This window comes from Alkaliphilus sp. B6464 (assembly GCF_018141165.1).
Taxonomy (GTDB): Bacteria; Bacillota; Clostridia; order Peptostreptococcales; family Natronincolaceae; genus Alkaliphilus_B.
Map to the genome: position 1 here is coordinate 1,066,903 of NZ_CP058557.1, position 26,086 is coordinate 1,092,988.

28 protein-coding genes are annotated in these 26,086 nt (G+C 30.4%); 8 read left to right on the forward strand and 20 right to left on the reverse strand.

The window, feature by feature from the left end; genetic code table 11:
• The first annotated feature begins 216 nt into the window (after nt 1-216).
• Nucleotides 217-810, forward strand: a complete 594-nt coding sequence (gene yyaC / locus HYG84_RS05130; protein WP_212381049.1) for a spore protease YyaC — start codon at nt 217-219, stop codon at nt 808-810.
• 89 nt (nt 811-899) lie between these two features.
• On the opposite strand, the gene HYG84_RS05135 is transcribed toward yyaC, so the two are convergent.
• The 11 genes from HYG84_RS05135 to HYG84_RS05185 form a co-directional block, all read right to left on the reverse strand.
• Nucleotides 900-2,234, reverse strand: a complete 1,335-nt coding sequence (locus HYG84_RS05135; RefSeq protein WP_212381050.1) for a sensor histidine kinase — start codon at nt 2,232-2,234, stop codon at nt 900-902.
• Nucleotides 2,235-2,927 (reverse strand): response regulator transcription factor, encoded by a 693-nt coding sequence (locus HYG84_RS05140; RefSeq protein WP_212381051.1) that lies wholly within the window; start codon nt 2,925-2,927, stop codon nt 2,235-2,237.
• A gap of 50 nt (nt 2,928-2,977) precedes the next feature.
• Entirely contained in the window at nt 2,978-3,745 is a 768-nt protein-coding gene (locus HYG84_RS05145; protein ID WP_212381052.1) for a D-alanyl-D-alanine carboxypeptidase family protein, read from the reverse strand.
• Nucleotides 3,746-3,749: 4 nt separating this feature from the next.
• The gene (gene vanG, locus HYG84_RS05150) at nt 3,750-4,799 is read right to left on the reverse strand and encodes a D-alanine--D-serine ligase VanG (RefSeq protein WP_212381053.1); all 1,050 of its coding nucleotides are present in this window, start codon (nt 4,797-4,799) and stop codon (nt 3,750-3,752) included.
• A gap of 13 nt (nt 4,800-4,812) precedes the next feature.
• On the reverse strand, nt 4,813-5,631 hold the full coding sequence (gene vanW / locus HYG84_RS05155; RefSeq protein WP_212381054.1) for a glycopeptide resistance accessory protein VanW: 819 nt from the start codon (nt 5,629-5,631) through the stop codon (nt 4,813-4,815).
• A 158-nt stretch (nt 5,632-5,789) separates the two neighbouring features.
• Nucleotides 5,790-6,053, reverse strand: coding sequence for a YkuS family protein (locus HYG84_RS05160; protein ID WP_212381055.1), 264 nt, complete (start codon nt 6,051-6,053; stop codon nt 5,790-5,792).
• A 65-nt stretch (nt 6,054-6,118) separates the two neighbouring features.
• Complete coding sequence (locus HYG84_RS05165) at nt 6,119-6,991, reverse strand: diacylglycerol/lipid kinase family protein (RefSeq protein ID WP_212381056.1); 873 nt, start codon at nt 6,989-6,991, stop codon at nt 6,119-6,121.
• A gap of 10 nt (nt 6,992-7,001) precedes the next feature.
• Nucleotides 7,002-7,550, reverse strand: coding sequence for a DUF4446 family protein (locus HYG84_RS05170; protein WP_212381057.1), 549 nt, complete (start codon nt 7,548-7,550; stop codon nt 7,002-7,004).
• A gap of 281 nt (nt 7,551-7,831) precedes the next feature.
• Entirely contained in the window at nt 7,832-8,974 is a 1,143-nt protein-coding gene (locus HYG84_RS05175) for an aminotransferase class V-fold PLP-dependent enzyme (protein ID WP_212381058.1), read from the reverse strand.
• 21 nt (nt 8,975-8,995) lie between these two features.
• Entirely contained in the window at nt 8,996-9,871 is an 876-nt protein-coding gene (locus HYG84_RS05180) for a ParB/RepB/Spo0J family partition protein (RefSeq protein ID WP_212381059.1), read from the reverse strand.
• Nucleotides 9,872-10,645, reverse strand: coding sequence for a ParA family protein (locus HYG84_RS05185; RefSeq protein WP_212381060.1), 774 nt, complete (start codon nt 10,643-10,645; stop codon nt 9,872-9,874).
• A 351-nt stretch (nt 10,646-10,996) separates the two neighbouring features.
• Between HYG84_RS05185 and HYG84_RS05190 the strand changes: the two genes are divergently transcribed.
• Entirely contained in the window at nt 10,997-11,266 is a 270-nt protein-coding gene (locus HYG84_RS05190) for a TMEM165/GDT1 family protein (protein ID WP_212381061.1), read from the forward strand.
• Between the two features lie 50 nt (nt 11,267-11,316).
• On the opposite strand, the gene noc is transcribed toward HYG84_RS05190, so the two are convergent.
• The 9 genes from noc to rpmH form a co-directional block, all read right to left on the reverse strand.
• On the reverse strand, nt 11,317-12,114 hold the full coding sequence (noc, locus tag HYG84_RS05195) for a nucleoid occlusion protein (RefSeq protein WP_212381062.1): 798 nt from the start codon (nt 12,112-12,114) through the stop codon (nt 11,317-11,319).
• Nucleotides 12,115-12,249: 135 nt separating this feature from the next.
• Nucleotides 12,250-12,969, reverse strand: a complete 720-nt coding sequence (gene rsmG / locus HYG84_RS05200) for a 16S rRNA (guanine(527)-N(7))-methyltransferase RsmG (RefSeq protein ID WP_212381063.1) — start codon at nt 12,967-12,969, stop codon at nt 12,250-12,252.
• The gene (gene mnmG / locus HYG84_RS05205) at nt 12,969-14,864 is read right to left on the reverse strand and encodes a tRNA uridine-5-carboxymethylaminomethyl(34) synthesis enzyme MnmG (protein ID WP_305829064.1); all 1,896 of its coding nucleotides are present in this window, start codon (nt 14,862-14,864) and stop codon (nt 12,969-12,971) included. Before mnmG ends, rsmG begins: the two co-directional genes overlap by 1 nt.
• 33 nt (nt 14,865-14,897) lie before the next feature.
• On the reverse strand, nt 14,898-16,283 hold the full coding sequence (gene mnmE, locus HYG84_RS05210) for a tRNA uridine-5-carboxymethylaminomethyl(34) synthesis GTPase MnmE (protein WP_212381064.1): 1,386 nt from the start codon (nt 16,281-16,283) through the stop codon (nt 14,898-14,900).
• Nucleotides 16,284-16,584: 301 nt separating this feature from the next.
• Nucleotides 16,585-17,205, reverse strand: a complete 621-nt coding sequence (jag, locus tag HYG84_RS05215) for an RNA-binding cell elongation regulator Jag/EloR (RefSeq protein WP_212381065.1) — start codon at nt 17,203-17,205, stop codon at nt 16,585-16,587.
• A gap of 1 nt (nt 17,206) precedes the next feature.
• Nucleotides 17,207-17,878: a YidC/Oxa1 family membrane protein insertase gene (locus HYG84_RS05220; protein WP_212381066.1), complete on the reverse strand. Its 672-nt coding sequence runs from the start codon at nt 17,876-17,878 to the stop codon at nt 17,207-17,209.
• 29 nt (nt 17,879-17,907) lie between these two features.
• Nucleotides 17,908-18,117 (reverse strand): membrane protein insertion efficiency factor YidD, encoded by a 210-nt coding sequence (gene yidD / locus HYG84_RS05225; protein ID WP_212381067.1) that lies wholly within the window; start codon nt 18,115-18,117, stop codon nt 17,908-17,910.
• Nucleotides 18,118-18,139: 22 nt separating this feature from the next.
• Nucleotides 18,140-18,478 (reverse strand): ribonuclease P protein component, encoded by a 339-nt coding sequence (rnpA, locus tag HYG84_RS05230; RefSeq protein WP_212381068.1) that lies wholly within the window; start codon nt 18,476-18,478, stop codon nt 18,140-18,142.
• A gap of 52 nt (nt 18,479-18,530) precedes the next feature.
• The gene (gene rpmH, locus HYG84_RS05235; protein WP_212381069.1) at nt 18,531-18,665 is read right to left on the reverse strand and encodes a 50S ribosomal protein L34; all 135 of its coding nucleotides are present in this window, start codon (nt 18,663-18,665) and stop codon (nt 18,531-18,533) included.
• Nucleotides 18,666-19,242: 577 nt separating this feature from the next.
• Here rpmH and dnaA point away from each other — a divergent pair.
• The 6 genes from dnaA (at nt 19,243) to gyrB (ending at nt 26,076) form a co-directional block, all read left to right on the forward strand.
• Nucleotides 19,243-20,598, forward strand: coding sequence for a chromosomal replication initiator protein DnaA (gene dnaA, locus HYG84_RS05240; protein WP_212381070.1), 1,356 nt, complete (start codon nt 19,243-19,245; stop codon nt 20,596-20,598).
• 226 nt (nt 20,599-20,824) lie between these two features.
• Nucleotides 20,825-21,931 carry a DNA polymerase III subunit beta gene (gene dnaN, locus HYG84_RS05245; protein WP_212381071.1) on the forward strand — a complete coding sequence of 369 codons (1,107 nt, stop codon included), beginning with the start codon at nt 20,825-20,827 and terminating at the stop codon, nt 21,929-21,931.
• Nucleotides 21,932-22,164: 233 nt separating this feature from the next.
• Complete coding sequence (locus HYG84_RS05250; protein ID WP_212381072.1) at nt 22,165-22,374, forward strand: RNA-binding S4 domain-containing protein; 210 nt, start codon at nt 22,165-22,167, stop codon at nt 22,372-22,374.
• A gap of 32 nt (nt 22,375-22,406) precedes the next feature.
• Nucleotides 22,407-23,504, forward strand: coding sequence for a DNA replication/repair protein RecF (gene recF, locus HYG84_RS05255; protein WP_212381073.1), 1,098 nt, complete (start codon nt 22,407-22,409; stop codon nt 23,502-23,504).
• 86 nt (nt 23,505-23,590) lie between these two features.
• Entirely contained in the window at nt 23,591-23,887 is a 297-nt protein-coding gene (gene remB, locus HYG84_RS05260; RefSeq protein WP_212381074.1) for an extracellular matrix regulator RemB, read from the forward strand.
• Nucleotides 23,888-24,165: 278 nt separating this feature from the next.
• Nucleotides 24,166-26,076, forward strand: a complete 1,911-nt coding sequence (gene gyrB, locus HYG84_RS05265; RefSeq protein ID WP_212381075.1) for a DNA topoisomerase (ATP-hydrolyzing) subunit B — start codon at nt 24,166-24,168, stop codon at nt 26,074-26,076.
• Nucleotides 26,077-26,086: the final 10 nt, after the last annotated feature.

Below are 26,086 nucleotides of genomic sequence, written 5' to 3' on the forward strand. Positions count from 1 at the left end.
CATTCTTGGAATAAAAGTCGTTTAGTCCATCACATCAGCACCTTGCATACTTAAAGTTTATTGTAAACTTTTAAGTGCAAAAGGTACAACTATAATTCAGGTAGAGTTAAAACTCCATCTGAGTCAAGTTTTCTTTATCATATTTTTTGTATTAGAAAACCTATTTAGGAAAAGCTAATTGTAACTTAAATAGATTTAATTCAAGGAGGAACTTTTATGTCTTTATCTAATTTAAAAAAATATGATTCTTTAAGTGTTAATACACCAATGGCCTCTGTTGATTTTAGTATTATGCTCTCTAAATATATTAACTTATATTATAGTCCCCCATATGAAGAATTTGTTCTACTTTGTATTGGAACAGATCGTTCGACTGGCGATGCATTAGGACCTATTATTGGTCATAAACTAGTTGACTCGCTTTCAAAATATAATAAGGTTTATGTCTACGGTACTTTAGATGATCCAGTACATGCAAAAAATTTAAAAGAAAAAATAGATCATATATATAATTCTCTTAATAATCCTTTTATTGTAGCTATTGATGCCTGCTTAGGAAAGGCAGATAGAATAGGCTATATTACCGTAGGGGCAGGTCCTTTAAAACCTGGAGCTGGTGTAAATAAAAACCTTCCAGCTATAGGTGATATTCACATTACTGGCATTGTTAATTTAGCAGGATATATGGAATATCTCGTATTGCAGAATACAAGACTAAGTCTTGTTATGAAAATGGCTGATACTTTAGTAAGCTCTATTAAATATTCTGTTTGGAAGCTTAATCAACAAAGACTATTATTAGAAAACTAAAGATATTGCAGTATAATTATTATACAACTATTTAAAAATCAGCAAAGAAGGGGAGCTCTATATCCCCTTCTTTATATATAACTCTTCGTTTATTTATTTGCCTTTGGTATTAATAGTTTTATATCTAATAAATCTCCATTTATCGTAAGTAGTAATTCTCCATTCATTAATCGCATAAGATTGGTTGCAATATATAATCCAAGACCGCTACCTTCAGTATGTCTGGATCTTTCTCCTCTTACAAATTGTTCCATTAGTTCATCTGGGCTTATATTAAGTTCATCCTTAGATATATTTTTTAGGCTAAATGAAACAAAGTCATCTTCTTCCTTTACTAGTCCATAAATTCTTGTATTTTCTAGTGTATACTTACTTGCATTACCTATAATATTCTCCAGTACTCTTCCTAAATGATTCCCATCTGCCAAAACAAAAATATCATTCTCTGGATTAAATATAAAAGAAATATTTTTTTCATTAAAGACAGTATCAAATTCTCCATATACCTGTGATATTAGTTCATTTAGCTCTAATTTTTCTAGATGTATATTTACATTCCCTGTTTCTGTTTTAGACGCCTCAACTATATCTGTAATAAGTAGTTTCAATCTTTGAGAGTTCCTGTCTAAAGCATTGACATAATTTAAAATCGTATTGTCTTGAAAATCTTGACTTTTCAATAAGTCTGTATAATTTATAATAGAAGTAAGTGGTGTTTTTAAATCGTGAGAAATATTTGTAATAAGCTCAGTCTTTAGTCTTTCAGATTTTAGCTGTCCATCAATAGATATCTGTACATCTTCATCAATATTGTCTAGCATTCTTACGGATTCTTTTGTAAATAAAGAAGGACAGCCAGCTTCTATATAATACTTTTCACGGCTACCAATATTTTTTATATTATGCATTATTATGCTTATCTGTTCTGCATAGTTTAGTAGTGATATTGTTATTATAAGCACTATTATTAGCCTAATTGGATTTTTATATGTGAAGCTATAATGAAAAAAGTAGTTCAGAAAATATACTACAGATAATATAATTGGAAAAACTACTCCAGTATATATCTTAAAATCATTATTGTAGTTTTTAAATATATTATATAATAGTAGTGTTTTAAGAAATATTCTCCTTTTTAACCTTATAATTACTATAATTAAAATAATTATTAGCATAAGAATTAAACTAAACATAGCCATTACTTCTACTGAAATTAAGAACCTTACAATACGTTTTAGTTCTATTCTTTCTAGCATCCTCACCAAGAGAGATATTATTGGTAATCTTGCTACTCCCACTATAATCCCTCGTAATAAAGGCATCCCTACAGCAAAAATTAATACTATATATAGCAGTAGAATTTCAAAATATATATTTTCTAAGATATATTTTAGTTTGATTCTTCTTTTTATATTTTTATCCATTTATTCACCCACAATTTTATATCCCATACCATAGACTGACTTTATATAATCGGGCTCTTTAGGGTTGATTTCTAACTTTTCTCTAAGATGACTAATGTGGACAGATATGATTTTCTTTACATTATAGGCAGGTTGATCCCATACATACTCATATATTTCATTAGAAGAAAAAACTCTTCCTTTGTTTTTCATCAGTAATTTTAATATTCCGTATTCATTAGGAGTAAGATTAACTATATTATTATCTGCCTTTACTTGTTTTGTTCTATCATTAAGAGTTAATCTTCCTACGGAAAAAACATCTTCTTCCTTTATCATACTTCCTAAGTCCGTAAATCTTCTAAGATTGGATTTTACCCTAGCCAAAAGTTCTATGGCATTAAATGGCTTTGTAATGTAGTCATCTGCTCCAACATTTAGTCCAAGAACCTTATCTGTGTATTCAGTTTTGGCACTAAGAATTATTATTGGTATATTATTTTCCATTCTTATTTTTGAAGTTACTGCTATACCATCTAGTCTAGGCATCATGACATCTATAATAATTAGATGAATATTATTCTGTTCAAGTGCTTCTAAGGCTTGTATACCATCATAAGCGCAAATAACGTTATATCCTTCACTTTTAAGGTATATTTCTATAGCATTAACTATATCTTGCTCATCATCACAAACTAAAATATTGTAGCTCATAAGTATCACCCTTGCTTTTTTTATATTAATAACTAGTTATTAATATTGTCTTATTGTAGATTTTTAAATAAGGTTATAATAAATCCATCATTATTGTTTCCGGATACTTCATATTTAAAATCGTCTTCCACATGAAGTACCTGTATATCAGCAGTTGATCTTATAAAAAATAATTTTATTAGATTATTTTTATGTCTATATTCGTAGCTATTATCAACTGATGTATACTTTCTTATAAAATCATGATATTCTTCAAGCGCCAGACCCTTTTCCTCTATTATAACACTATGTGGGTATCCAACATAGCGAAAATGCCATGGTTCTTTTGAAATCCCAGTTACAGTTTCTTTTCCTTCTTTATACCTTTCTATAAATCCACTCTTTTTTGCTTCTTCTCTAAATCTCTTGAATATACCATCGTACGGAAAATCTGGACATATAAAGTCTATATCTTTTTTATTTTCTCCAAGGTCAATTGCCATACCACTTTGGTGTTCACTCTCATCTGGCTTAGCTACAAATTTTTGTGTAAATTCAAGACCATTTTTTCTAACTGAATTTCTATATAAATTTGATTGCTCTTGTTTTGACCGAAAGCCACTAACAGGAACAATAGCATCTTCTGAATTAATTTTATTTAAAATATTTCTAAGTGCCTTGGCAGTGTTTTTGTTTACTAAATGTTTATTATATTTATTATCAACATCAACAAGATTATTCATAATTTCCTGTTCATTAATCTTAATCGGGTATTTTTTATTTATTAATATCAAGTTCCCTTTATACATATCTTCCTTTTTTAGTACTATTGTTTTCATGATTTTACTCCTGTATTCCTAATTCAATTAACTTGTCCAAAATCTCTTTATACTCTATTCCTGAATGAAGTAACATATTAGGGAATCGACTTCCTGTAGTAAAGCCTGGCAGAGTATTCACTTCATTGAATACTATTCTATTTTTTTCATCTACAAACATATCTACTCTTGATAAGCCACTGCAACCTAAAGCTCTATATATACCTTTTGCTGTTTCCTTAATTTTTTCGCTAAGTTTGTTATCAATTCTTGCAGGTAAATGAATTTTTGAATGTTCTAATGTATATTTTTCTTTAAAGTCAAAAAATCCACTAGGCACCTCAATTTCATCCACTGTTCCAACTATTAGATCATCCTTACCTAAAATAGCACATCCAACCTCAAACCCATTAATATTCTCCTCTAACACAACCTTGTCATCAAATTTTAATGCTTCATCTATTCCTTTAAATAATTCATATTTATTTTTCGACTTTGTTATACCTATAGAAGAACCTTCTTTAGCCGGCTTTACATAAATAGGATAACCAACATTTTCTGCAAAATCATTTATTTCTTTTTCATCTGTTTGATGATCAATAGCTAAACTATTTGGAACATCAAAACCTGCATAGCCAACTATTTTGTGTGCATAATCCTTATCCATACAAATAGAACTTGCAGCTACATTGCAACCAACATAACGGATTCCTGATATTTCAAGTAGCCCCTGAAGTGTTCCATCTTCTCCATTCTTACCATGAAGAATTGGAAATACTATATCTATTTTTGTGTGTATTAGAACATTACTCTTTATCTCAATTATTTCTCGATCACCCTTACTTGGCGAAATCATAACCTTTGTACAGCCATTATCTAAAAACCATGTGTTATTCTTTATCTTGTCCAAATTTCCATTATATCTAAGCCATTTTCCATCACGTGTAATACCTATTTTTATAACACTGTATTTTTCTGTGTCTAAATTCTCTATTACCGAACACGCAGATTTTAATGATACTTCATATTCAGACGATTCTCCTCCAAAAATTACTGCTACAACTTTCTTTTCCATTTATACTACCTCCCTATTTAATAACTCCAATTTCAGATTCTATATCGTATCTAATTTCATATTTATTTTCTAATACTAGTTCTCTAGAAACTATATTTTTTCTGAAAAAGTCTTGACCTATCTTATATATTTCGTTATATCTATATATCTTTTTATCTTCCTTTGTATATTTTAGGTTTTCACTTTCAACAGTATATAGAACATCTTGAAATGTATCGCTTAAAATTGTTCCATATATAAATTCATCATCAAATTCTATTACAAGCTGGAAACTTTCTTGTGTTTCATTTTTTACCTTTAAATCTAACCAGCCCTCAGCAATTGTTGCATCAACTCCTTCAGGTATATCACCCTTTGGTTGAGGCATAGTTTCTGCTGAATGAGGATGTCGCTCTACTATAGTAAGTGGTGTATGAAGAAATATCCAAAATAGCAAATTACTTATTTGACAAAGACCTCCTCCTTCTACAGAAGTAATTTGATTATTAACCATAGCTAATGCTTCTTTGTATTTTCCATATTTTTTGGCATCCTTTGCCAATATCCAAAAAGAAAAGGTTTCATTTGGACTTATAATTATTTTATTCATTGTTTTGGCAACTAACTTAAGATTATCAACCTTGTTTATTTGATACTTAATGTCGTAACCACTTTCCGTATTAATCATTTTTGATTTAGTTGAAAAAACTTTATACTCTAAGGCATCCTTCGAGGTTTTCCGCGAATACTTATTCGAATCCATTTTCATTTGAGTATAAAAGAATACATTTCGTTGAAATTTTCTTATTGGTAAAAGGAATGGAAATCTTTCCGTTATTCTTTTCTTTTTCATAACAGCCTCCAAAACACTTATTTATTCTTGTATTTTAAATTCTATACAACAAATTCAATTATCTAGGCTTTATAAAATCTAAGATTTGTCTAAGATTAATAAAAAGGAGTAGGCCTTAAGGCCTACTCCTTTTTATTAATCTTTTGGAATTCTATATTCTATTTAGTAAATAATCTCTCATATCTTCTAGTTTCTATAATATGCCCTATTTCATCAATTGTTTTATTATTTGCATTAATTAGTATTGCCCCATAAATATTGCCGTCAACTGAATTGTTAACACTATCTAGTCCACTATAAATATCCGTATATACTATGGCGTCAATATGACCTCCATACATATAGTCAACTACTTCATAACCTTTTCTTTCTAACCCTAGTCTTATTTCCTCTAAACCTTGCTGCACAGCTACCCTTTTCAAATAAAACACCTCCTAAAAATAGTATATCTAGGAAGTGTATTTTTCATTCCTTTATAAGTTATTTGCTAAGGTACAATTACTTCTATCTTCTTATTCACAGCTTCAAACTTAATTGGTCTATTATCTATTATTTCTCCATCTGCATTAACATTCATATTTTCTGTTGAAAATATTTGTACATCTTTTCCTCTATACATTTTTACTTCTTTGTACTTAACATGTTCTCCTTTAAATATAGTAGGAAAAAGAAACAATAATTTTAGCTTGGACACTTTTCTTACTACACAAATATCAAATTGTCCATCAAAAACTTCAGCATGGGGCGCTATTTTCATACCACCACCATAATATGCTCCATTACACACTGCAATTAGCATAATCTCTTCATTATATTTTATACCATCTATTATTAAATCAACCTTTAAACTTTTAAATTTACCTAAGGCTTTTATAACACCAATAACATAAGAATAAGTGCTTGAAAAATATTTTTTTATTTTATTTGCCTCTTGAGCAATTAATGCATCTAAACCAATACTACAAAAATTAACAAAATGTTTTCCATTTAGTCTGCCTAAATCTACTGGAATAGATTTTTTCTTTGCTAAAATCTCCATCGCTTCTCTTAAATTAAATGGAATGTTAAGCGTTCTAGCAAAGTCATTTCCTGTACCAGCGGGGATAACCCCTAATTTTTGTGGCCCCCCAACCATTCCATTAACCACTTCATGAAGGGTTCCATCGCCACCTACAGAAACAATAATAGAAAAATTTTTAGTTTTAGCTTCCTCTGCAAATAACTTCGCATCTCCTATTTTTTCTGTTATTTTAATCTCATAAGTACATTTATAAGTATCCATTACTTCTTTTATTATTGGGATGATTTTATTACCGTTACCTTTTCCGGCTACTGGATTAACTATAAATAAATAAGACAATGCTAGTCACCTACCCTACTTGGCGAGTACTTCTATTACTCTTCAAATCTACTCTATCTAAAGCATTAGCCTTTGCTCTCTCTAGAGCTTGCAGTTCTTCGACAGAAAGACTATAGTTAGATACACCATTCTTTACAGGCTTAGCATAGGAAACTGTCTCTATTCTTCCATAAATACCAGTTAAAATAATTCCATCATTATTTTCATCTAGCAAGGCAATTGAATAACTTAAATCACTTCCTGTATTGTCAAATGCATTATATCTAATAATACCCATTCTTTGTACACAAAAGCTTAATCTATTATTAAATACATCTATCTGACTTTCCATCTGATTTAAACGTTGATAAACTTCATCAACCTTATCCATATGTTCAAATAAAATACCCTCTATCTGCTTTCCATCCGTTCCTCTTACGAGTTTTCTATATCTCTCTTTTAAACTTGATATCATTCCCATATTTATAATTAAAAATATAATAGTCAATAAGTTAAGCGCTAAGCTTCCTATTAGTAATGGACCGCTGTACTGTTCAAAGAAGTCTAATACCCATTCCATTCGAATTCTCCTTTCATCATTTTAATAATTATATTATAAACTAAAACTATTCGACAATATATAAGTTTTTCCTTCTATTTTTAACATATATATCTTGTAGTTTTCGTCATAATAAAAATTACACTGCTGCTTTCTCAACACTTCATATAATACTTAAGTTAAAAATTTAAAGTACGTCCATATATTACTAACTTGCTGCATATTTAAAGGTTCTTAATAATTAGAATACTTATGCTTTACCCTATAACATAAAAAAAGCAGCTCAGCTGCTTTTTTTATGTCTATATTTGCTCACATATATTTTTAATAGCTTCTATAGCCTTGTCAATATCTTCCTTAGTATTAAAGTAACCTATACTAAATCTAACGGTTCCTTGCTCAAATGATCCTATTGTTTTATGAGCCATTGGCGCACAATGTAATCCCGATCTAACAGCAATATTAAATACCTTATCTAATATAAAAGCTATTTCGGATGAATCCTCATCGCCAATATTAATGGATATAACAGCCCCTTGCTTTTCTGCATCCTTTGGTCCATAAATTTTTACCATTTCAATTTTCTTCAATTCTTCAATAAAATAATGGGTTAACTGTTTTTCATGATTTCTTATTTTATCTAGACCTTCTTTTAATATAAATTCTATTCCTGCTCCTAATCCTACAATACCTGGAGCATTTGGCGTTCCACTCTCATAGCGGTCCGGCAGCATTTCTGGTTGAGTAAGCTCTTCTGACTTACTTCCAGTTCCACCTTCTTTAAAATGCATTACATCTATACCTTCTCTTATATATAAAATCCCTGTCCCCTGCGGTCCCATGAGTCCCTTGTGTCCCGGAAGGGCTAGTAGATCAATATTCATTTGTTTAACATCTATATTATATATTCCTGCAGTCTGAGCACCATCTACTAAGAATAAAGTGCCTGCTTCCTTTGTTATCTTTCCTACTTCCTTTATAGGCATTATTGTTCCGGTTACGTTAGATGCATTGGTTAATACTACCATTTTAGTATTATTCTTAATAGCATGTTTTATATCTTCTGGAGATAAGCTTCCATCAGAATTACACTTTATAATAGTATTTTCTACACCTATATCTTCTAATGCTTTAATGGGTCTTAATACAGAGTTATGCTCCATACTTGATGTAATTACATGATCTCCTTTTTTTAGAACTCCTTTTAGAGCTAAATTTAAAGCTTCAGTTGCATTAGATGTGAAAATAATTTGCATGGGATTATCTATATTAAATAAACTTGCTATTAATTCTCTAGTTCCAAAAATCCCTCTACCCACCTCTAATGCTAACTGGTGTCCTGATCTTCCTGGATTAGCTCCGGCATGCTTCATATGATGTAAAACCGCCTCATATACTTCTTCTGGCTTTGGGTAAGAGGTAGCAGCATTATCTAAATAAATCACAAATATCCCTCCTGTTCTTATTTACTTTAATAGACTTATTATTCTTTCTAGATCATCTTCATTATAATATTCTATTTCAATTTTGCCTTTTTTGGCACCCTTAATAATATTTACTTTTGTTCCAAATAGTGATTTTAAGTTTTCTTCTATTTCAGCTAAAAATACATCTTTAGTTTTGTTTTTATCTATTTTATTATCTTTTTTACTAGTATTATTTAATTCCTTCACTAATTCTTCTACTTGCCTTACACTTAAACCTTCACTAATTATCTTTTTTGCCAACTCATATTGATTGTCATTGGACTCTATGCTAAGTATAGTTCTACCATGTCCACCGCTAATTTTTCCTTCTATAATAAAATCAATTACCCTTTTATCTAAACGAAGTAATCTCAATATATTAGCTAAATAAGATCTACTCTTTCCTAGGGCTTCTGATAATTGTTCTTGCGTAATTTTATACTGGCTTATCAAATATTGATAAGCTTTTGCTTCTTCAATAACGTTTAAGTCTTGCCTTTGTAGGTTTTCAATTAATGAAACCTCTAAAAGCTGTTTTTGATTATAATGTTTAACTATACAAGGTACTTCTTTTAATTCTATACTTTTTGCAGCCCTCCATCTTCTTTCTCCTGCGATAATCATATACCCCTTCGCATCTTCTGTTACAATTATAGGTTGTATTATTCCATGAGCTTTAATAGAGTTAGCTAACTCCTCTATACTGCCTTCATCAAAATTTTTTCTCGGTTGATTAGGATTAGGATATATCTTATCTATAGAAAGTATTTGAATTTTTTCATCATTAATCTTTTCTTCTACTATGTTTAAGCTGATCATATCAGGAATAAGTGCCTCTAATCCTTTACCTAATCCTCGCCTTTTAGTCTTTGTCATCTATATCACATCCTCTTCCAAATATAAAAATTCTTCTGCTAGTTCTGCATATGCTTCTGCACCTTTTGATTTTTTATCATAATAAATAATAGGCTGTCCAAAACTTGGAGCTTCTGCTAATCTAACATTTCTTGGTATAATTGTAGTATATACCTTTCCTTTAAAATAGTTTTTTACTTCATCCACTACTTGAATAGATAGATTTGTCCTTCCATCGAACATACTAAGAACAACCCCTTGAACTTCTAAATTAGGATTTAAATTTTTCTTTACTAGTTGTATAGTATTCATCAATTGGCTAACTCCCTCCAATGCATAGTATTCACATTGGATAGGAATTAAAACACTGTCTACAGCAGCTAAAGAATTTATTGTTAATAAGCCTAAAGAAGGAGGGCAATCTATAAAAATGTAATCATAATCATTTTTTATCTCATCAATAGCTTGTTTTAATTTAATTTCTCTATTTTTCATTCCAGTAAGCTCTATTTCTGCTCCAGCTAACTGTACACTAGAAGGTACTAAATGTAGATTTTCGTATTCTGTAGCTACAATAGCCTCTTTAATATTAGCTTCTTCGATTATAATATCATAAATGGTATATTCCAATATATTTTTATCTACTCCTAAGCCACTGGTAGTATTACCCTGTGGATCAATATCAATAACACAGACCTTTTTGCCGTTTTCAGCAATACATGCACTTAAATTTACATTTGTAGTTGTTTTACCAACTCCACCTTTTTGATTAAAAACTGCAATTACCTTTCCCATTGTTATTTCCCCCTTTAAGGCCTAGAAGTTATACATATTAAAAATTAAAAATCGCCTGATGCTATAGCATCGAATTTAGTCACACATAAAATTTAAAAACTTCGTCTAAAAATTTCAAATGCTCAAAGTGTTACTGACCTCCTACTTATTTAGAGGCACTTAATAGTTAGAAAAGTATAATTTCTTATCTTGCATTATTAAGATTTCTATACAACTTTAAATTACCCTTTAATAATTATAAAATTGCTAATATTGGAAGCAACTAAGGAATATAATGTTAAAGTAACGGGCACCTTTTTTATTAAATTTTAAAAAAACCAGCATATTACTTAACTAGAGGAGGGTAATATTATGTTTAATATTATAATAACCACGTTTTGGATCGTATTTATAGCTGAATTAGGTGATAAAACTCAATTACAGACCATGCTTTTAGCTACTCGGTCTAAGTCACTTTGGCCTGTCTTTTTAGGCTCTTCCTTAGCATTAGTTCTAAGTTCTTTTCTTGGTGTTTGTGCTTCTACTATTTTAACTAAATATATATCTCCTCATTATTTACAAACAGGTGCTGGAGTAGTTTTTATTGTTATAGGAGTATTAACTCTTTTAGGCCGCATGTAGTCGATATATTTTTAAAAAAAGATTACTATATTTTAGTAATCTTTTCTTGACTAGCCTTTTGGGATTTTTACTGTTACTTCTATATATTCACCTTTATCTACTTGCTGAAATTCTGCATTTTCTTGTTTTTCTTTAATAACATCATAAGCTTGTTTTAATGTATTAAGATATATTCTATAATTCATAAAGCTTCTTATTTTCTGATTTGGCTTTACCTCTTTTTCCTTACCAATAGACTCTAACATAGTTTTTATTAGCTGCTCCGTTTTTTTTACATTCAAATCATCTTTAATAACTTTGTCTAAAGCATTTTCTCTAAGGTCATCATCAGGAAGTTTTAATAAAGCCCTAGCATGCCTTTCAGTTAAGCCTCTCTCTAATAGTCGTTTTTTTATATTTTGACCTAGTCTAAGGATTCTTAGCTTATTAGCAATAGTAGATTGATTTTTTCCTACCTTTTCAGCTAATTCCTGTTGCGTAAATCCGTGATCTTCAATTAAATTTGCATAACCCTCAGCCTCTTCTATAAAGTTTAAATCTTCTCTTTGTAGATTTTCAATAATAGCTAGAACTGCAGAATCCGTGTCGGTATAATTATTATTGATTATAGCTGGTATTGTCTTTAATTCAGCTAGTCGTGCAGCTCTTAATCTTCTTTCCCCTGCTATTAGCTCATACTTATCCTCGCCTATTTTCCTAACACTTATAGGCTGTAAAATACCATAGGCTTTGATAGAAGCACTTAGTTCCTCTAGCCCTACTTGAGAAAATGTTCTTCTTGGTTGGTAAGGGTTTGGGATAACCTTATCTACTAAAACTTCCTCTATTCTCTTATCCAAACTATTCATCGATTGTAATCCCTCTTTTCCATAGCGAAACTACTCAATTTAATATATTAATCTATTTCTATAAAACTCTGACGACTCCTGCCATTATATATATAATTTTATAAAATTCATTCTACAAAATACGCCTTGTTTTTTCTACTTTATTGGTTCTTTGCTCGGTTTTCCTGCTTTTCTAGGATATTTTATCGGAGTTTGTTTTATTTTTTTTATAACCAATATATGATGTGTAATATCGCTAAATGGTAAATCGACAACTATTTGATCAACAACTTCTCCGCCTAATATTTTTATAGCATTTTTTGCTTCTGGTAATTCTTCTATCAGTCCCGGTCCTTTTTGACAAATAAAGTATCCTCCTACCTTAACAAATGGAAGGCAATATTCTACTAAAACATTTAATGCTGCTACAGCTCTAGATACAGCATAATCATATTTTTCTCTGTGGGCTTTATCTTGTCCAAAGTCTTCTGCTCTACCATGCAAAAATTCCACATTAGTTAAGTTAGTCTCTCTACATACCTCTTCCAAGAAACCAATTCTCTTTTTTAAGGAGTCTAATAACGTTAATTCTATATTAGGTAAGGCTATCTTTAAAGGTACTCCCGGAAACCCTGCACCTGTTCCAACATCAATCATTCGTCCTTCGGTTTTTAAATATTTAGTTTGTATGCAAGATAAAGAATCTAAAAAATGCTTTATCATAACTTCTTTTTCTTCCTCAATGGCAGTCAAATTCATTTTTTGATTCCATTCTAATAAAATATCTTTATATTTAATTAATTGATCTACTTGATGGTCTGTAATCTCTACATTCATCTCTTTTGAACCATCTTTTAAAATATCCTTTAACTCCATTATTCTGTCCCATCTCCCTTTTTACGCCTTCTTTGTTCTAAATACACTAGCAGTACAGAAATGTCTGCTGGTGATACTCCTGAAATTCTGGATGCCTGTCCTACTGATACAGGTCTAATATCATTTAATTTTTGTCTGGCTTCTATTCTTAATCCTTCAATTTTATTATAATCTATATCATCTCTAAGTTTTTTGTTTTCTAACTTTTTAAATTGATCAATTTGTCTAAGTTGTTTATCTATATATCCTTCATATTTAATTATTATTTCACATTGAATTTGAGCATCCTTTAATAAATCTGTTGGTCTATCTTTATCTATTTCTTTAATATTTTCATAAGTAAGCTCAGGACGCTTCAATAGATCATATAATGAAACTCCCGCCTTTATAGGTGTACTTTCTGCTTTTTCTAATATAGGGTTAGCAACATTTGGAGATACATTAGTAGTTTTTAATCTATTCATTTCATCTTCAATATGTTGTTTCTTTAAAAGATATCTTTGGTATCTATCTTTTTTAACTAAACCAAGTTTATAACCTTTTTGTGTTAATCTAAGATCTGCATTATCCTGTCTTAGAACTAAACGATACTCTGCTCTGGAGGTCATCATTCTATAAGGTTCATTAGTTCCCTTAGTTACTAGATCATCTATTAATACACCTATGTATCCTTCTGAACGTTGAAGTGTAAATGGCTCTTCTCCCCTTATTTTTAGAACAGCATTAATTCCTGCCATAATACCTTGTGCTGCAGCCTCTTCATATCCTGAAGACCCATTAAATTGACCTGCACTAAATAAGTTATTAATATTTTTTAATTCTAAAGATGGTTTTAGTTGAGTAGGGTCTATACAATCATATTCTATTGCATAAGCAGGTCTCATAACCTTTGCATTTTCAAGTCCAATAACACTTCTAAGCACTTTTAGTTGAACTTCCTCAGGTAAGCTAGTGGATAAACCTTGAACATACATCTCTTTCGTCTCTAATCCTTCTGGTTCAATAAAAATTTGATGGGAAGGCTTGTCGTTAAAACGAACAACTTTATCTTCTATTGATGGACAATATCTAGGGCCTGTGCTTTCTATATCTCCCCTATACATTGCTGATCTATTTAGGTTGTCCATAATTATTTTATGAGTCTCCTCTGTTGTTCTTGTTAACCAGCAAGCTTGTTGATCTTTATGTATTTCCTCGTTCATAAAGGAAAATGGTATTACTTCCTCATCCCATTTTTGAATATCCATTTTGGAAAAATCAATAGTATCTCTGTGTATTCTAGCTGGAGTACCTGTTTTAAACCTTCTCATATTACAACCTAATTCTTTTAACCTCTCAGATAAATACATAGCTGGAAATAAACCATTAGGACCTGATTCGTAGTTAACCTCTCCTATATATACTCTTCCCTTTAAGTACACACCAGTAGCTAATATAACTGCCTTTGCGTAATATACAGATCCTGTTTTTGTAACAACACCCCTAACAGTATTATCTTCCACTATTACATCTATTACTTCCCCTTGAATTATATCTAGGTTAGGTTCATTCTCTAATGTTTTTTTCATCTCTATATGGTACCTTGTTTTATCTGCTTGAATCCTTAATGAGTGTACTGCTGGACCCTTACCAGTGTTTAACATTCTACTTTGAATAAATGTCTTATCAATATTTAATCCCATTTCGCCACCTAATGCATCTACTTCTCGTACCAAATGTCCTTTTCCAGTTCCACCTATAGATGGATTGCAAGGTAACATTGCTATAGCGTCCAATGACATAGTTAACATTATTGTACTATGACCCATTCTAGCAGCAGCCAAAGCTGCCTCACAGCCTGCATGTCCAGCTCCTACTACTACAACATCATAATTTCCTGCGTTGTATTTTATCATTGTTTACCCTCCGTTTCTTTTTCACGTGAAACATTACTTTCCAATACAGAAGTTTTTGAAGATATGATCTAATAGATCTTCTCCTACTGAATCTCCTGTAATTTCGCCTAGTGCTTCCCAAGTATTTTTTATATCTACCTCAACAAAATCAAGTGGTAATTGTTGTTTAATAGCCTTAGTACTATCTTTAATACTTTCAAGAGCTCTTTCCAGTGCATTTTTATGTCTTATATTAGTAACTAATAAACTATCCTTTGCCCTTACTTGCCCTTGATATACCATTTCAACTAAAGCATCCTCTATTTCGTCTAATCCTTTTTCTTCTGCTAAGGATACTTTAATAATTTTTTTATTTCCTATAATTGTCTCTACCTCTTCAAAGTTAAGCTTTTTAGGAAGATCAGTTTTATTAATAATGATTAGAGCTTTCTTCTGTCCAATAAGATCCATTATCTGTTTATCTTCTTCCATTAATTCTCTAGAAGCATCTAACATTACTATAATTAAATCTGCCAGATTAAATAATTCTTTTGATTTTTCTACACCTATCTTTTCTACAACATCTTCCGTTTCCCTTATTCCAGCTGTGTCAATCAGTCTAAGTGGAATTCCCTTAATATTAAGATGCTCTTCTATTACATCCCTTGTAGTACCAGGAACATCGGTTACTATAGCTCTTGACTCCCTAACTAAGGCATTAAGTAATGATGATTTTCCCACATTAGGTTTCCCTACAATTACAGTGCTTAACCCTTCTCTTAATATTTTTCCAGTATCAGCAGTATCTAATAATTTTTGAATATCCTTTTCTACCTCATTACTTTTTTCTAATAAAAAGTCCAGTGTTACTTCATCTATGTCCTCTTCTGCAAAATCAATAGAAACCTCAACATGAGCTAGCATTTCTAATAAGGTTTCTCTAACTTTTGTAACCTTCTTTGACAATGAACCCTCTAATTGATTTAATGCTACATCAAAACCCTTCTCTGTTTTAGCACTAATAAGATCCATTACCGCCTCTGCTTGTGCTAAGTCAATTCTTCCATTTAAAAAGGCTCTTTTGGTAAATTCTCCTGGATCTGCCGCTCTAGCACCCATTCTAAGCACAAGCTCCAATATGTTTTTTACTGGTATCATGCCTCCGTGGCAGTTTATCTCTATTATATCTTCCTTTGTATATGTATTTGGCCCTTTCATATATGAAACTAAAACTTCATCAACTCTTTTATCAGTTTTTGGATCAATAATATAGCCATATGTTATTCGTCTAGGTTTATATTCACTTAATTTTTTTCCTTCTTTAGATCTAAAAATTTGATCTGTTAAATCAATTGACTTATCTCCGCTAATTCGTACTATACCAATTCCTGCCTCACCTGGAGCTGTAGCAATAGCTGCAATAGTATCATCTATAAACATAGTTTTCACCTCTATTTAAAATTTATATTTCTACGTAATTAACTTAATAGTTATTATACCAAATTTTGTACTATTTAATTAATTAGACTCAGAAAAAAACCCAGTTTTTCACTGGGTTTTAATAATTATCTTCGGTGTATTACTAAGACTCCAGCTTATATAAGCAGGAGGTCAATTACTACATCAACTAAATAAAAGTAGTCTTATACTGTCGCACTTAAAATTTATTGTAAATTTTCAAGTGCTTAAGATGCAAATAAGCTTCTGATGAAGTTAAAATTACATCTGAACCAAGTTTTCTTTATCTTTTTAATGCAATAACAACTTTTCTAAAGGGCTCTTCCCCTTCACTATATGTTTGTATATAAGGATTGCTTTGTAAACTAGCATGAATAATTCTTCGTTCATAGGGGTTCATAGGTTCTAGAGCAATAGTTTTACCGATTTTACGTACTTTATTAGCCATTTTATTTGCTAATCTAATTAGTGTATCTTCCCTTTTTTGTCTGTAATTTTCTGTATCTACAAATACCTTTATATATTTATCACTGTTTTTGTTTACTACTAGGCTTAGTAAATACTGCAGAGAATCTAAGGTCTGACCTCTTCGTCCAATAATTACACCCATATTTGGGCCTTCAATATTAACTACTAAGGTATCGTTTTTCTGATGAATATCCATATTAACTTCTAGATCCATTGCTCTAAATAGGTCTTCTAAAAATGTTCTTGCATCATCTTCAGGTCTATCTAATACAGTTAATTTTACCTTTGCTAATTTTGAGCCTATAATGCCAAGAAATCCTTTACTAGGTAGTTCAAGTACCTCTATATCCACTTGATCCCTTGTTTTATTTAACTCTTTTAAACCTAGCTCAATTGCTTCTTCAACTGTTTTCCCTATTGACTCTATCAACTTCATACTATTTCAGCCCCTCCTTTAATTCTGCCTGAGGTCTTCTAATTATAAGTTGTTGTACTATTTGAAATACATTACTTACTACCCAATATAATGTAAGACCTGCTGGGAAGCTTTTCCCCCACCAGAAAATCATAATTGGCATAAAATATGTCATTATTTTTTGGCTTTGATCCGCTGTTGCACCTTTTGCTGTCATAGTTACACTAGATAAATAAGTAGTTAACCCTGCTAGTAATGGTAAGCCCCATAAGTATGGATCTGGCTTTGATAAATTAGATAACCATAAAAAACTTGTATTTATAGCTTCATAAGCTGCCTGAGATTCAAAAACATAAATACCCGGCTCTCTTAAAGCTGCAAATAATCCAATAATAATAGGGAACTGAATTAACAAAGGAAGGCAACCACCAAATGGACTTATATTATGTTCCTTATATAGCTCCATTGTTTTAATATTTAGCTGCTCTTTATCGTTCTTATATTTTTCTTGTAGTTTTTTAAGTTTAGGTTGAATTTCTTGCAGTTCTCTCATAGACTTTGTCTGCTTTATAGTCAAAGGCACGGTCAATAATTTTACAACTACCGTAAATAAAATGATAGATAACCCGTAATTGTTTGTTAAATCAAAAATTAGTTTTAACAATGCACCTAATGGTCGTGCTAATGCGTTCAAATTGATAACCCCCAATATACTTTAGTAAATTATTTAAGAGGATCATATCCTCCAGGGTGAAAAGGATGACACTTTAATATTCTTTTTAAAGTTAAATAAGTACCTTTAAAAGCACCATATTTTTCATAAGCTAATAGGCTATAACAGGAACAAGTAGGATAGAATCGACAGCTAGGTTTTTTTAAAGGTGAGATATATTTTCTATACAATTTAATAAAAAAAATAAATATTTTGGACATGATTTTATTCTCCAATACCTTACTACCTTTTTATAAGCTTCATTTTTTTTAGCAGATGTATCATAGCACTTTCTACTTCTTTATAAGTAGATTCAGCAGATGTATCTCTTGCTACAAATATAATATCATATCCTTGCAGTACTTTGTCATCGTTTAAACGATAGCTTTCATTCAATAATCTTTTTACTCGACTTCTTACAACACTTTTTCCTACCTTTTTAGAGACAGTAAAACCTACCCTATTAAATTCATATTCATTTTTCGAAATATAAATAATTAGTAGTCTATTGGCCATCGAATTTCTTTTTTGATAAACTTTTCTGAAATCTTCATTTTTTCTTAGTCTATTGATGGCTTTCATTCAAATTCACCAAACCTTTCTAACTACAGAAAAAGGCCACAAGTGCGGCCTCTTATGCAGTCAGTCTTTTTCTACCTTTTAATCTACGGCTTTTTAATATTCTTCTACCATTGCTAGTTGACATTCTTTTTCTGAAACCATGTTCTTTAGATCTTTGTCTTCTTTTTGGTTGATATGTTCTTTTCACGAAATACACCCCCTTCAAGTACTAGAGAAGTACTGCCTATAATCATCAATAAACTTAATTATTTTAATTAAAAAAATAAATTGTTTTTGAGCACACTACTAATAAATTATATCTACAAAGCTTGTCTATGTCAAGAAAAAAACCATTGGCCAGTATGTGGATAAAAATATCCACACAAAAACATAATGTGGATATTTTTATGTTCCCTGTTGAAAACCCTTAAAATATTTGTTATTATTTATATACCTGTTGATAATTTGTAAAACTATATTAACATTATCCATAGTTATTCACATACTGTGGATAATGTTGTGAATAACTTACAATTTTCTTCTAATAATTACAGTATATAATTGATTTTTACTATTTTTTTTGTGAATAATCATTTTTTGTATAATGTGGCTATTTATATTTTTATATTCTAATATTTTTATTATTAATATATTTATCCACATAACTATGTATAACCATGTTAATAAAATTTATTACACTTTTTTTACTCTATTCATATTTTTTTTGTGGATAAATATATGGATAACTTTTTATATTAAAATTATTACAGATAGGGGGCTGTTTTATGCATGACCATCTACCTCAAATCTGGGAAAAAACTCTTAGTCTAATCAAACCAGAGCTAACAGAAGTAAGTTTTAATACCTGGATTAAATCAATAGACGTTATTTCTCTAGAAGGCAATAAGATTATTTTAGGCGTACCTAATAGTTTTACAAAAGATATTCTTATTGCACGTTATGCAACATTAATAAGTAATGCAATTAAACAAACAACATCTAATAAGTATGAGCTTAAGTTTATAGTACCTTCTGAGGAAAAACCAAACCTAACTGAAGGAAATCAACAAAGATCTGAAGGCTTAGCTAATATTTCAGTATCATCAGACCAACTTACTTCAACTAATTTAAATCCCAAATACACATTTGATACTTTTGTTATAGGAAATAGTAATAGATTTGCTCATGCAGCCTCTCTAGCTGTTGCTGAGGCTCCAGCTAAAGCCTACAATCCATTGTTTCTTTACGGAGGGGTAGGACTAGGAAAAACTCACTTAATGCATGCCATCGGTCACTTTATTTTACAAAATAATCCTAAAGCAAAAGTAGTTTATGTTTCTTCAGAAACCTTTACAAATGAATTGATAAATTCTATTCGTCATGACCGTAACGTTGAGTTTCGTAACCGTTTTCGTACAATTGATGTTCTTTTAGTAGATGATATTCAATTTATTGCTGGAAAAGAAAGTACCCAAGAAGAGTTTTTCCATACCTTTAATGCACTCCATGAATCTAATAAACAAATTATTATTTCTAGTGATAGGCCACCTAAAGAAATTCCAACATTAGAAGACCGTCTAAGGTCACGATTTGAATGGGGACTTATTACAGATATTCAGCCACCAGATTTAGAAACAAGAATTGCTATTTTATACAAGAAGGCACAGATGGAAAATATTGATGTCCCTAATGAGGTACTTACCCATATTGCTAGAAAGATCCAATCTAATATTAGAGAGTTAGAGGGAGCCTTAATAAGAATTGTTGCTTACTCCTCTTTAACAAATAGTGAGATTACTGTTGAACTAGCTAGTGAAGCACTAAAAGAACTATTTTCTAGTAAAGCTAGACAACTTAATGTTGATTTAATCAAAGAAGTAGTTTCTAATAAATTTAATATTAAAATAGAGGATTTTAACTCTAAAAAACGAACAAGGGCAATTTCATATCCTAGACAAATAGCTATGTATCTTGCTAGAGAATTAACAGATTTATCTTTACCTAAAATTGGAGAAGAATTTGGCGGTAGGGATCATACTACAGTAATGCATGCCCATGAAAAAATATCTAATGATATTCAAACAAATGAAGATATTAAGGAAAGAATTGAGCGTATTATTAAAGAGCTAAAAGGTGAGTAATCTATTCACATGTTGTTTGTGTATATGTTGTTGATAAGTTTCTATTTCTTTTTTATTGCTGAATATGTGTATAACTTGTGCAGACTTTTAAACATTTTATTCACATGTGTATATCATTAAACTATTCAAGTTAATAGTGTTATCCACAAAAACACAGAGCCTACTACTATTACTACTATAGTTGTTATTATTTATCTATATTTTTTCAAAAGGAGGTTATCCACAAATGAAGTTTTTTTGCGATCCAAAAACATTAATGCATAGTATTTCTATTGTTCAAAAAGCTGTATCTTCAAAAAGTACCTTACCTATATTAAAAGGTATTTATTTAGAAGCGTTTGATAAGAACTTACGTCTTGTTGGAACAGATATGGAAATAGGTATAGATCATATTATGGAAGCTAACATTATAGAAGAGGGATCCATTGTAGTAGATGCAAGATTATTTAGTGAAATTATTAGAAGATTACCAGATTCTGAAGTAGAAGTATCTCTACAAAATAATAATCAATTACTAATTAAATGTGCTTCTACAGAATTTAACATTTTAAGTTATAATTCATCGGAGTTTCCTGAGCTTCCTGAAATTGAAGAAGAACAAACTCATGAAATATCTCAGGAACTATTTAAAAGTATGATTCGTCAAACTGTATTTGCAACAGCTCAAGATGAGGCTAGGCCGATATTAACTGGTGTCCTAATGGAAATTGAAGATGACACATTAAATATGGTAGCATTAGATGGATATCGTGTAGCTTTAAGAAAAGGAAAAATTGAGGCACATTTAAATAACAAGATAGTTATTCCAGGTAAAACATTAAATGAAGTTAACCGTATAATAGGTGGAGAACAAGATGAAAAAGTACAAATCTCTCTTACCAATAATCATGCTTTATTTACAGTAGGCAACACAAAATTAATTTCGAGACTTTTAGAAGGTGAGTTTATTAATTATAAACAAATACTTCCGAAAGAATTTAAATCTAGAATTAAAGTTAATGCTAAACATCTACTTGACAGTATAGAGAGAGCTTCTTTATTAGGTAAAGAAGGAAGAAATAACTTAGTTAAATTTGTTATTACTGATGAAAATATGATAATTAATTCTAACTCTGAATTAGGAAATGTTCATGAAGAAATTAAGATAGAGCTTGAAGGTGAAGACTTACAAATTGCTTTTAATTCAAAATATTTTATTGATGCGTTAAAAGTAATTGATGATGAAACTGTTTACTTAGAATTTACAACAAATTTAAGTCCAGGTATTATAAAGCCAATTACTAACGATAATACAATTTATTTAGTTCTACCTGTAAGATTAGCATCTTATTAATATTTAACCCGGCAAATTGCTGGGTTTCTATTTTTCAAAACCTATCAGCATTATATGAGCATAGTTTATTATGTAATAGTAATATGATAGGATTTTAAAGTTGGTAGTTATAGGATAAACTAATGTAATGTTAATGTTAATATTATATAAACAAATTTTTGTATATAAGACTAAAATAATATATTAGAATAGGAGGTTAGAGTTATCTTGTATTAAAAGAGATAGCTACAAAAATGAAAAAACAAGTTAAAATTGATGGTGAATACATCAAGTTAGACCAATTATTAAAGTTAGGTGAAGTAGTAGACAGCGGAGGACATGCTAAATTAGTCATATTAAGTGGTGAAGTTAAAGTAAATGGACAAACAATTGTTCAAAGGGGTAAGAAAATTAGACCTGGTGATAAAGTGTTACATGAAGGTATAGAAATTGAAGTAATTTAGATAAGGAAGGTGAGCTTGGAGGGAAAATAAGGATGATAGTAGAGGAATTAAAAGTAATTAATTATAGAAATTATGAACAGATGCACTTGAAATTTCATCCAAGACTTAATGTTTTTATAGGGGATAATGCACAGGGTAAAACTAATTTACTTGAAGCTATATATTTATGTTCTGCAGGTAAATCCTTTAGAGCTACTCGTGATCAAGAAATGATTAACATGATAAAAAAACAGGCATATGTTCAAGTAAAGTTAAAGAAGGTAATTGGTAATGTAAACATTGAAGTAAGATTAAATATGGATCGCAAAAAAGATGTTAAAGTTAATCAAATACCTTTAATAAAAATAGGAGAACTATTAGGTAACTTAAATGTAGTATTGTTTTCACCTGAAGATTTAAAATTAGTAAAAGAAGGGCCAAGTGAACGTAGAAAGTTTATGGATCGTGAAATTTCTCAAATCTCTACTAAGTATTATTACACTCTGAGTCAATATAATAAAATACTTCAACATAGAAATAAATTATTAAAGTACAATAGAGGAAAGATACTAGATTTAGAAGTATGGGATGAACAACTAGCTACCGCTGGTGCTTGGCTTATTTTTTATAGAAGGAACTTTATAAAAAAAATAAGTATATTAGCTAAGTTAATGCATCGAAAAATTACAGAATCCGCAGAAACATTAGAAATTATATACGAAGCTAATGTTAAAGTTAAAGAAGAAGATGAAGTAAACCATATTAAAGAAAAAATACTTCAAAGATTTAAAGAGGATTTAAATATAGATAAACAGAGAGGGTTAACAACCGTAGGACCTCATCGTGATGACATGATATTAAAAATAAATGGACTTGATGTTAAAAACTATGGTTCTCAAGGACAACAAAGAACGGCAGTACTTTCTTTAAAGTTAGCTGAGTTAGAATTAGTTAAAAGTGAAGTAGGCGAATATCCTATTTTGCTATTAGATGATGTGATGAGTGAATTAGATTTAAAAAGACAAGGTTACTTAATTAACAATTTAAGAAATGTTCAAACATTTATTACAACAACAATGATGGATCATATAAAAAACTTAAACCCAGAGGACAGAAATATATTTACTGTGTCTAAAGGACAAATATGTTAATTAAAAAACAAAACACTTTATCTTTTAATATGGTAGAATAAGGGTTATAATAAGGAGATGCAGTAATGTCTAGGGGGTGGCATATAATGTTTGTTCATTTAGGTGGAGATGTAGTTGTCTGTACAAAGGATATTATAGCAATTTTAGATATAGAATCTACATTAAAATCAAAACATAGTAAAGACTTTCTAAATATATGTGAAGAAGAGGGATTTGTTAATAGAGTTACTGATGAAGAGCCACGTTCCTTTGTTGTTATGGAAAAAATCGAAGGTAAACCATATAAAGGCAGGGCTATACGTAAAGTGGTAGTTTATTATTCGCCTATTTCTGCCCTTACCTTGCAAAAAAGGGCTAAATTTATAACGCATGGGAAAGTATAAATTTATATATACTTTCGATAATCGGTAAAATGTGTTTAAATAAAGGCTTCTTTGATTTAAAAAATTTGAATAGGAGCTTTTATTATAGCAACTATAGCACAAGACCTTTATAAGTAAAGCATAGTTTATTATTATATAAGTTGGGCTGCTGGATACTAGCTACTGGTTTACTTTTATTGTATCAGTACCTAAATATTAGCAGTTTGTTTTATTTATTCATAAGAATCTAAAATATTACTATGCAAAATGGTATAGATTTTTTAGCAGGAGGGTAAAAAATGAAAAAAAATCAAACACAAGAGTATAGTGCGGAACAAATTCAGGTTCTAGAGGGCTTAGATCCTGTAAGAAAAAGACCAGGGATGTATATAGGAACAACAGGCCCTAGAGGATTACATCATTTAGTTTATGAAGTTGTTGATAATAGTATTGATGAAGCTTTAGGTGGTTATTGCGATACTATTAGTGTAGCTATTAATGAGGATAATTCTATAGAAGTAATCGATAATGGAAGGGGTATTCCTGTTGAAGTGCATCCTCAGACAGGAAAATCTACATTAGAAACTGTACTTACTGTACTTCATGCGGGAGGAAAGTTTGGAGGAGGGGGATACAAAGTTTCTGGTGGACTTCATGGGGTTGGTGTTTCAGTTGTTAATGCTTTATCTGAGCATTTAGAAGCAACCATTAAATTGGATGGTAAGGTTTATTGGCAAAGGTTTGAAAGAGGTAACCCTGTAGATGATATTAAAGTTATTGGAGAAACAAAAGAAACAGGGACAATAATATCGTTTAAACCTGATGCAGAAATTTTTGAAGATACTGTTTTTCAATATGAAACATTAGAATATCGTTTAAGAGAGCTTGCATTCTTAAATAAAGGAATAAAAATTATTTTAAGTGATAAAAGGCCAGAAAAAGAACAGGAACAAGTGTTTTATTATGATGGAGGAATAGGAGAATTTGTTAAATATTTAAATAAAAATAAAGAAGTACTCCATGAAAAAATAATATATTTTGAAAAAGAAAAAGATAATAATATTACCGAAGTAGCTATGCAGTATACAGACACATATTCAGAAAACATTTTTAGCTATGCTAATAATATTAATACCCACGAGGGTGGAAGTCATTTAAGTGGATTTAGGGCATCTTTAACAAGAATAATTAACGAATATGCTAGAAAAATTGGATTCTTAAAAGAAAAAGATACAAATTTCTTAGGAGAAGATATAAGAGAAGGTTTAACAGCTATTATTTCTGTTAAACTTACAGAACCACAATTTGAGGGGCAAACCAAGACAAAACTTGGAAATAGTGAAATGCGAGGTATTGTTGAAAATAGCGTATCAGAAGCTTTAGAAGCCTTTCTAGAAGAAAACCCGGTAGATGCAAAAATTATTTTAGAGAAATCTCAACGAGCGCAACGAGCTAGAGAAGCAGCTAAAAAAGCTAGAGAACTAACAAGAAGAAAGGGAGTTCTTGAGAATTCTGCCCTTCCTGGAAAGCTAGCAGATTGTTCTGAGAAAGATCCTGCTTTAAGTGAAATCTATATAGTTGAGGGAAATTCTGCTGGTGGTAGTGCAAAGCAAGGTAGGGACAGAAGTATACAAGCTATATTACCTTTAAGAGGAAAAATATTAAATGTTGAAAAAGCAAGATTAGATAGAATGTTAGGATCTTCAGAAATTAGAAATATGATTACAGCCTTTGGTACTAGTATAGGTGATGAGTTTGACATAGAAAAACTTAGATATCATAAAATAGTTATTATGACTGATGCCGATGTGGATGGAGCTCATATTAGAACATTATTATTAACTTTCTTCTTTAGATATATGAAGCCTTTAATTGAACAAGGATATGTATATATTGCACAACCTCCACTATATAAACTTAAAAAGGGCAAAGTAGAAAACTATGCTTATTCAGATGAGGAAATGCAAGAAAAAATAGCCGAAATGGGTGGGAATGTTGATATCCAAAGATATAAAGGTCTTGGAGAAATGAACCCAGAACAACTTTGGGAAACTACAATGAACCCTGAAACCCGAACTTTCTTACAAGTTTCTATTGAAGATGCAGCTGGTGCAGATAATATTTTTAATACTCTTATGGGTGATAAAGTAGAGCCAAGAAGAGAGTTTATTGAACAAAATTCAAAATATGTTACAAATCTAGACATATAGTAAGGGGGAT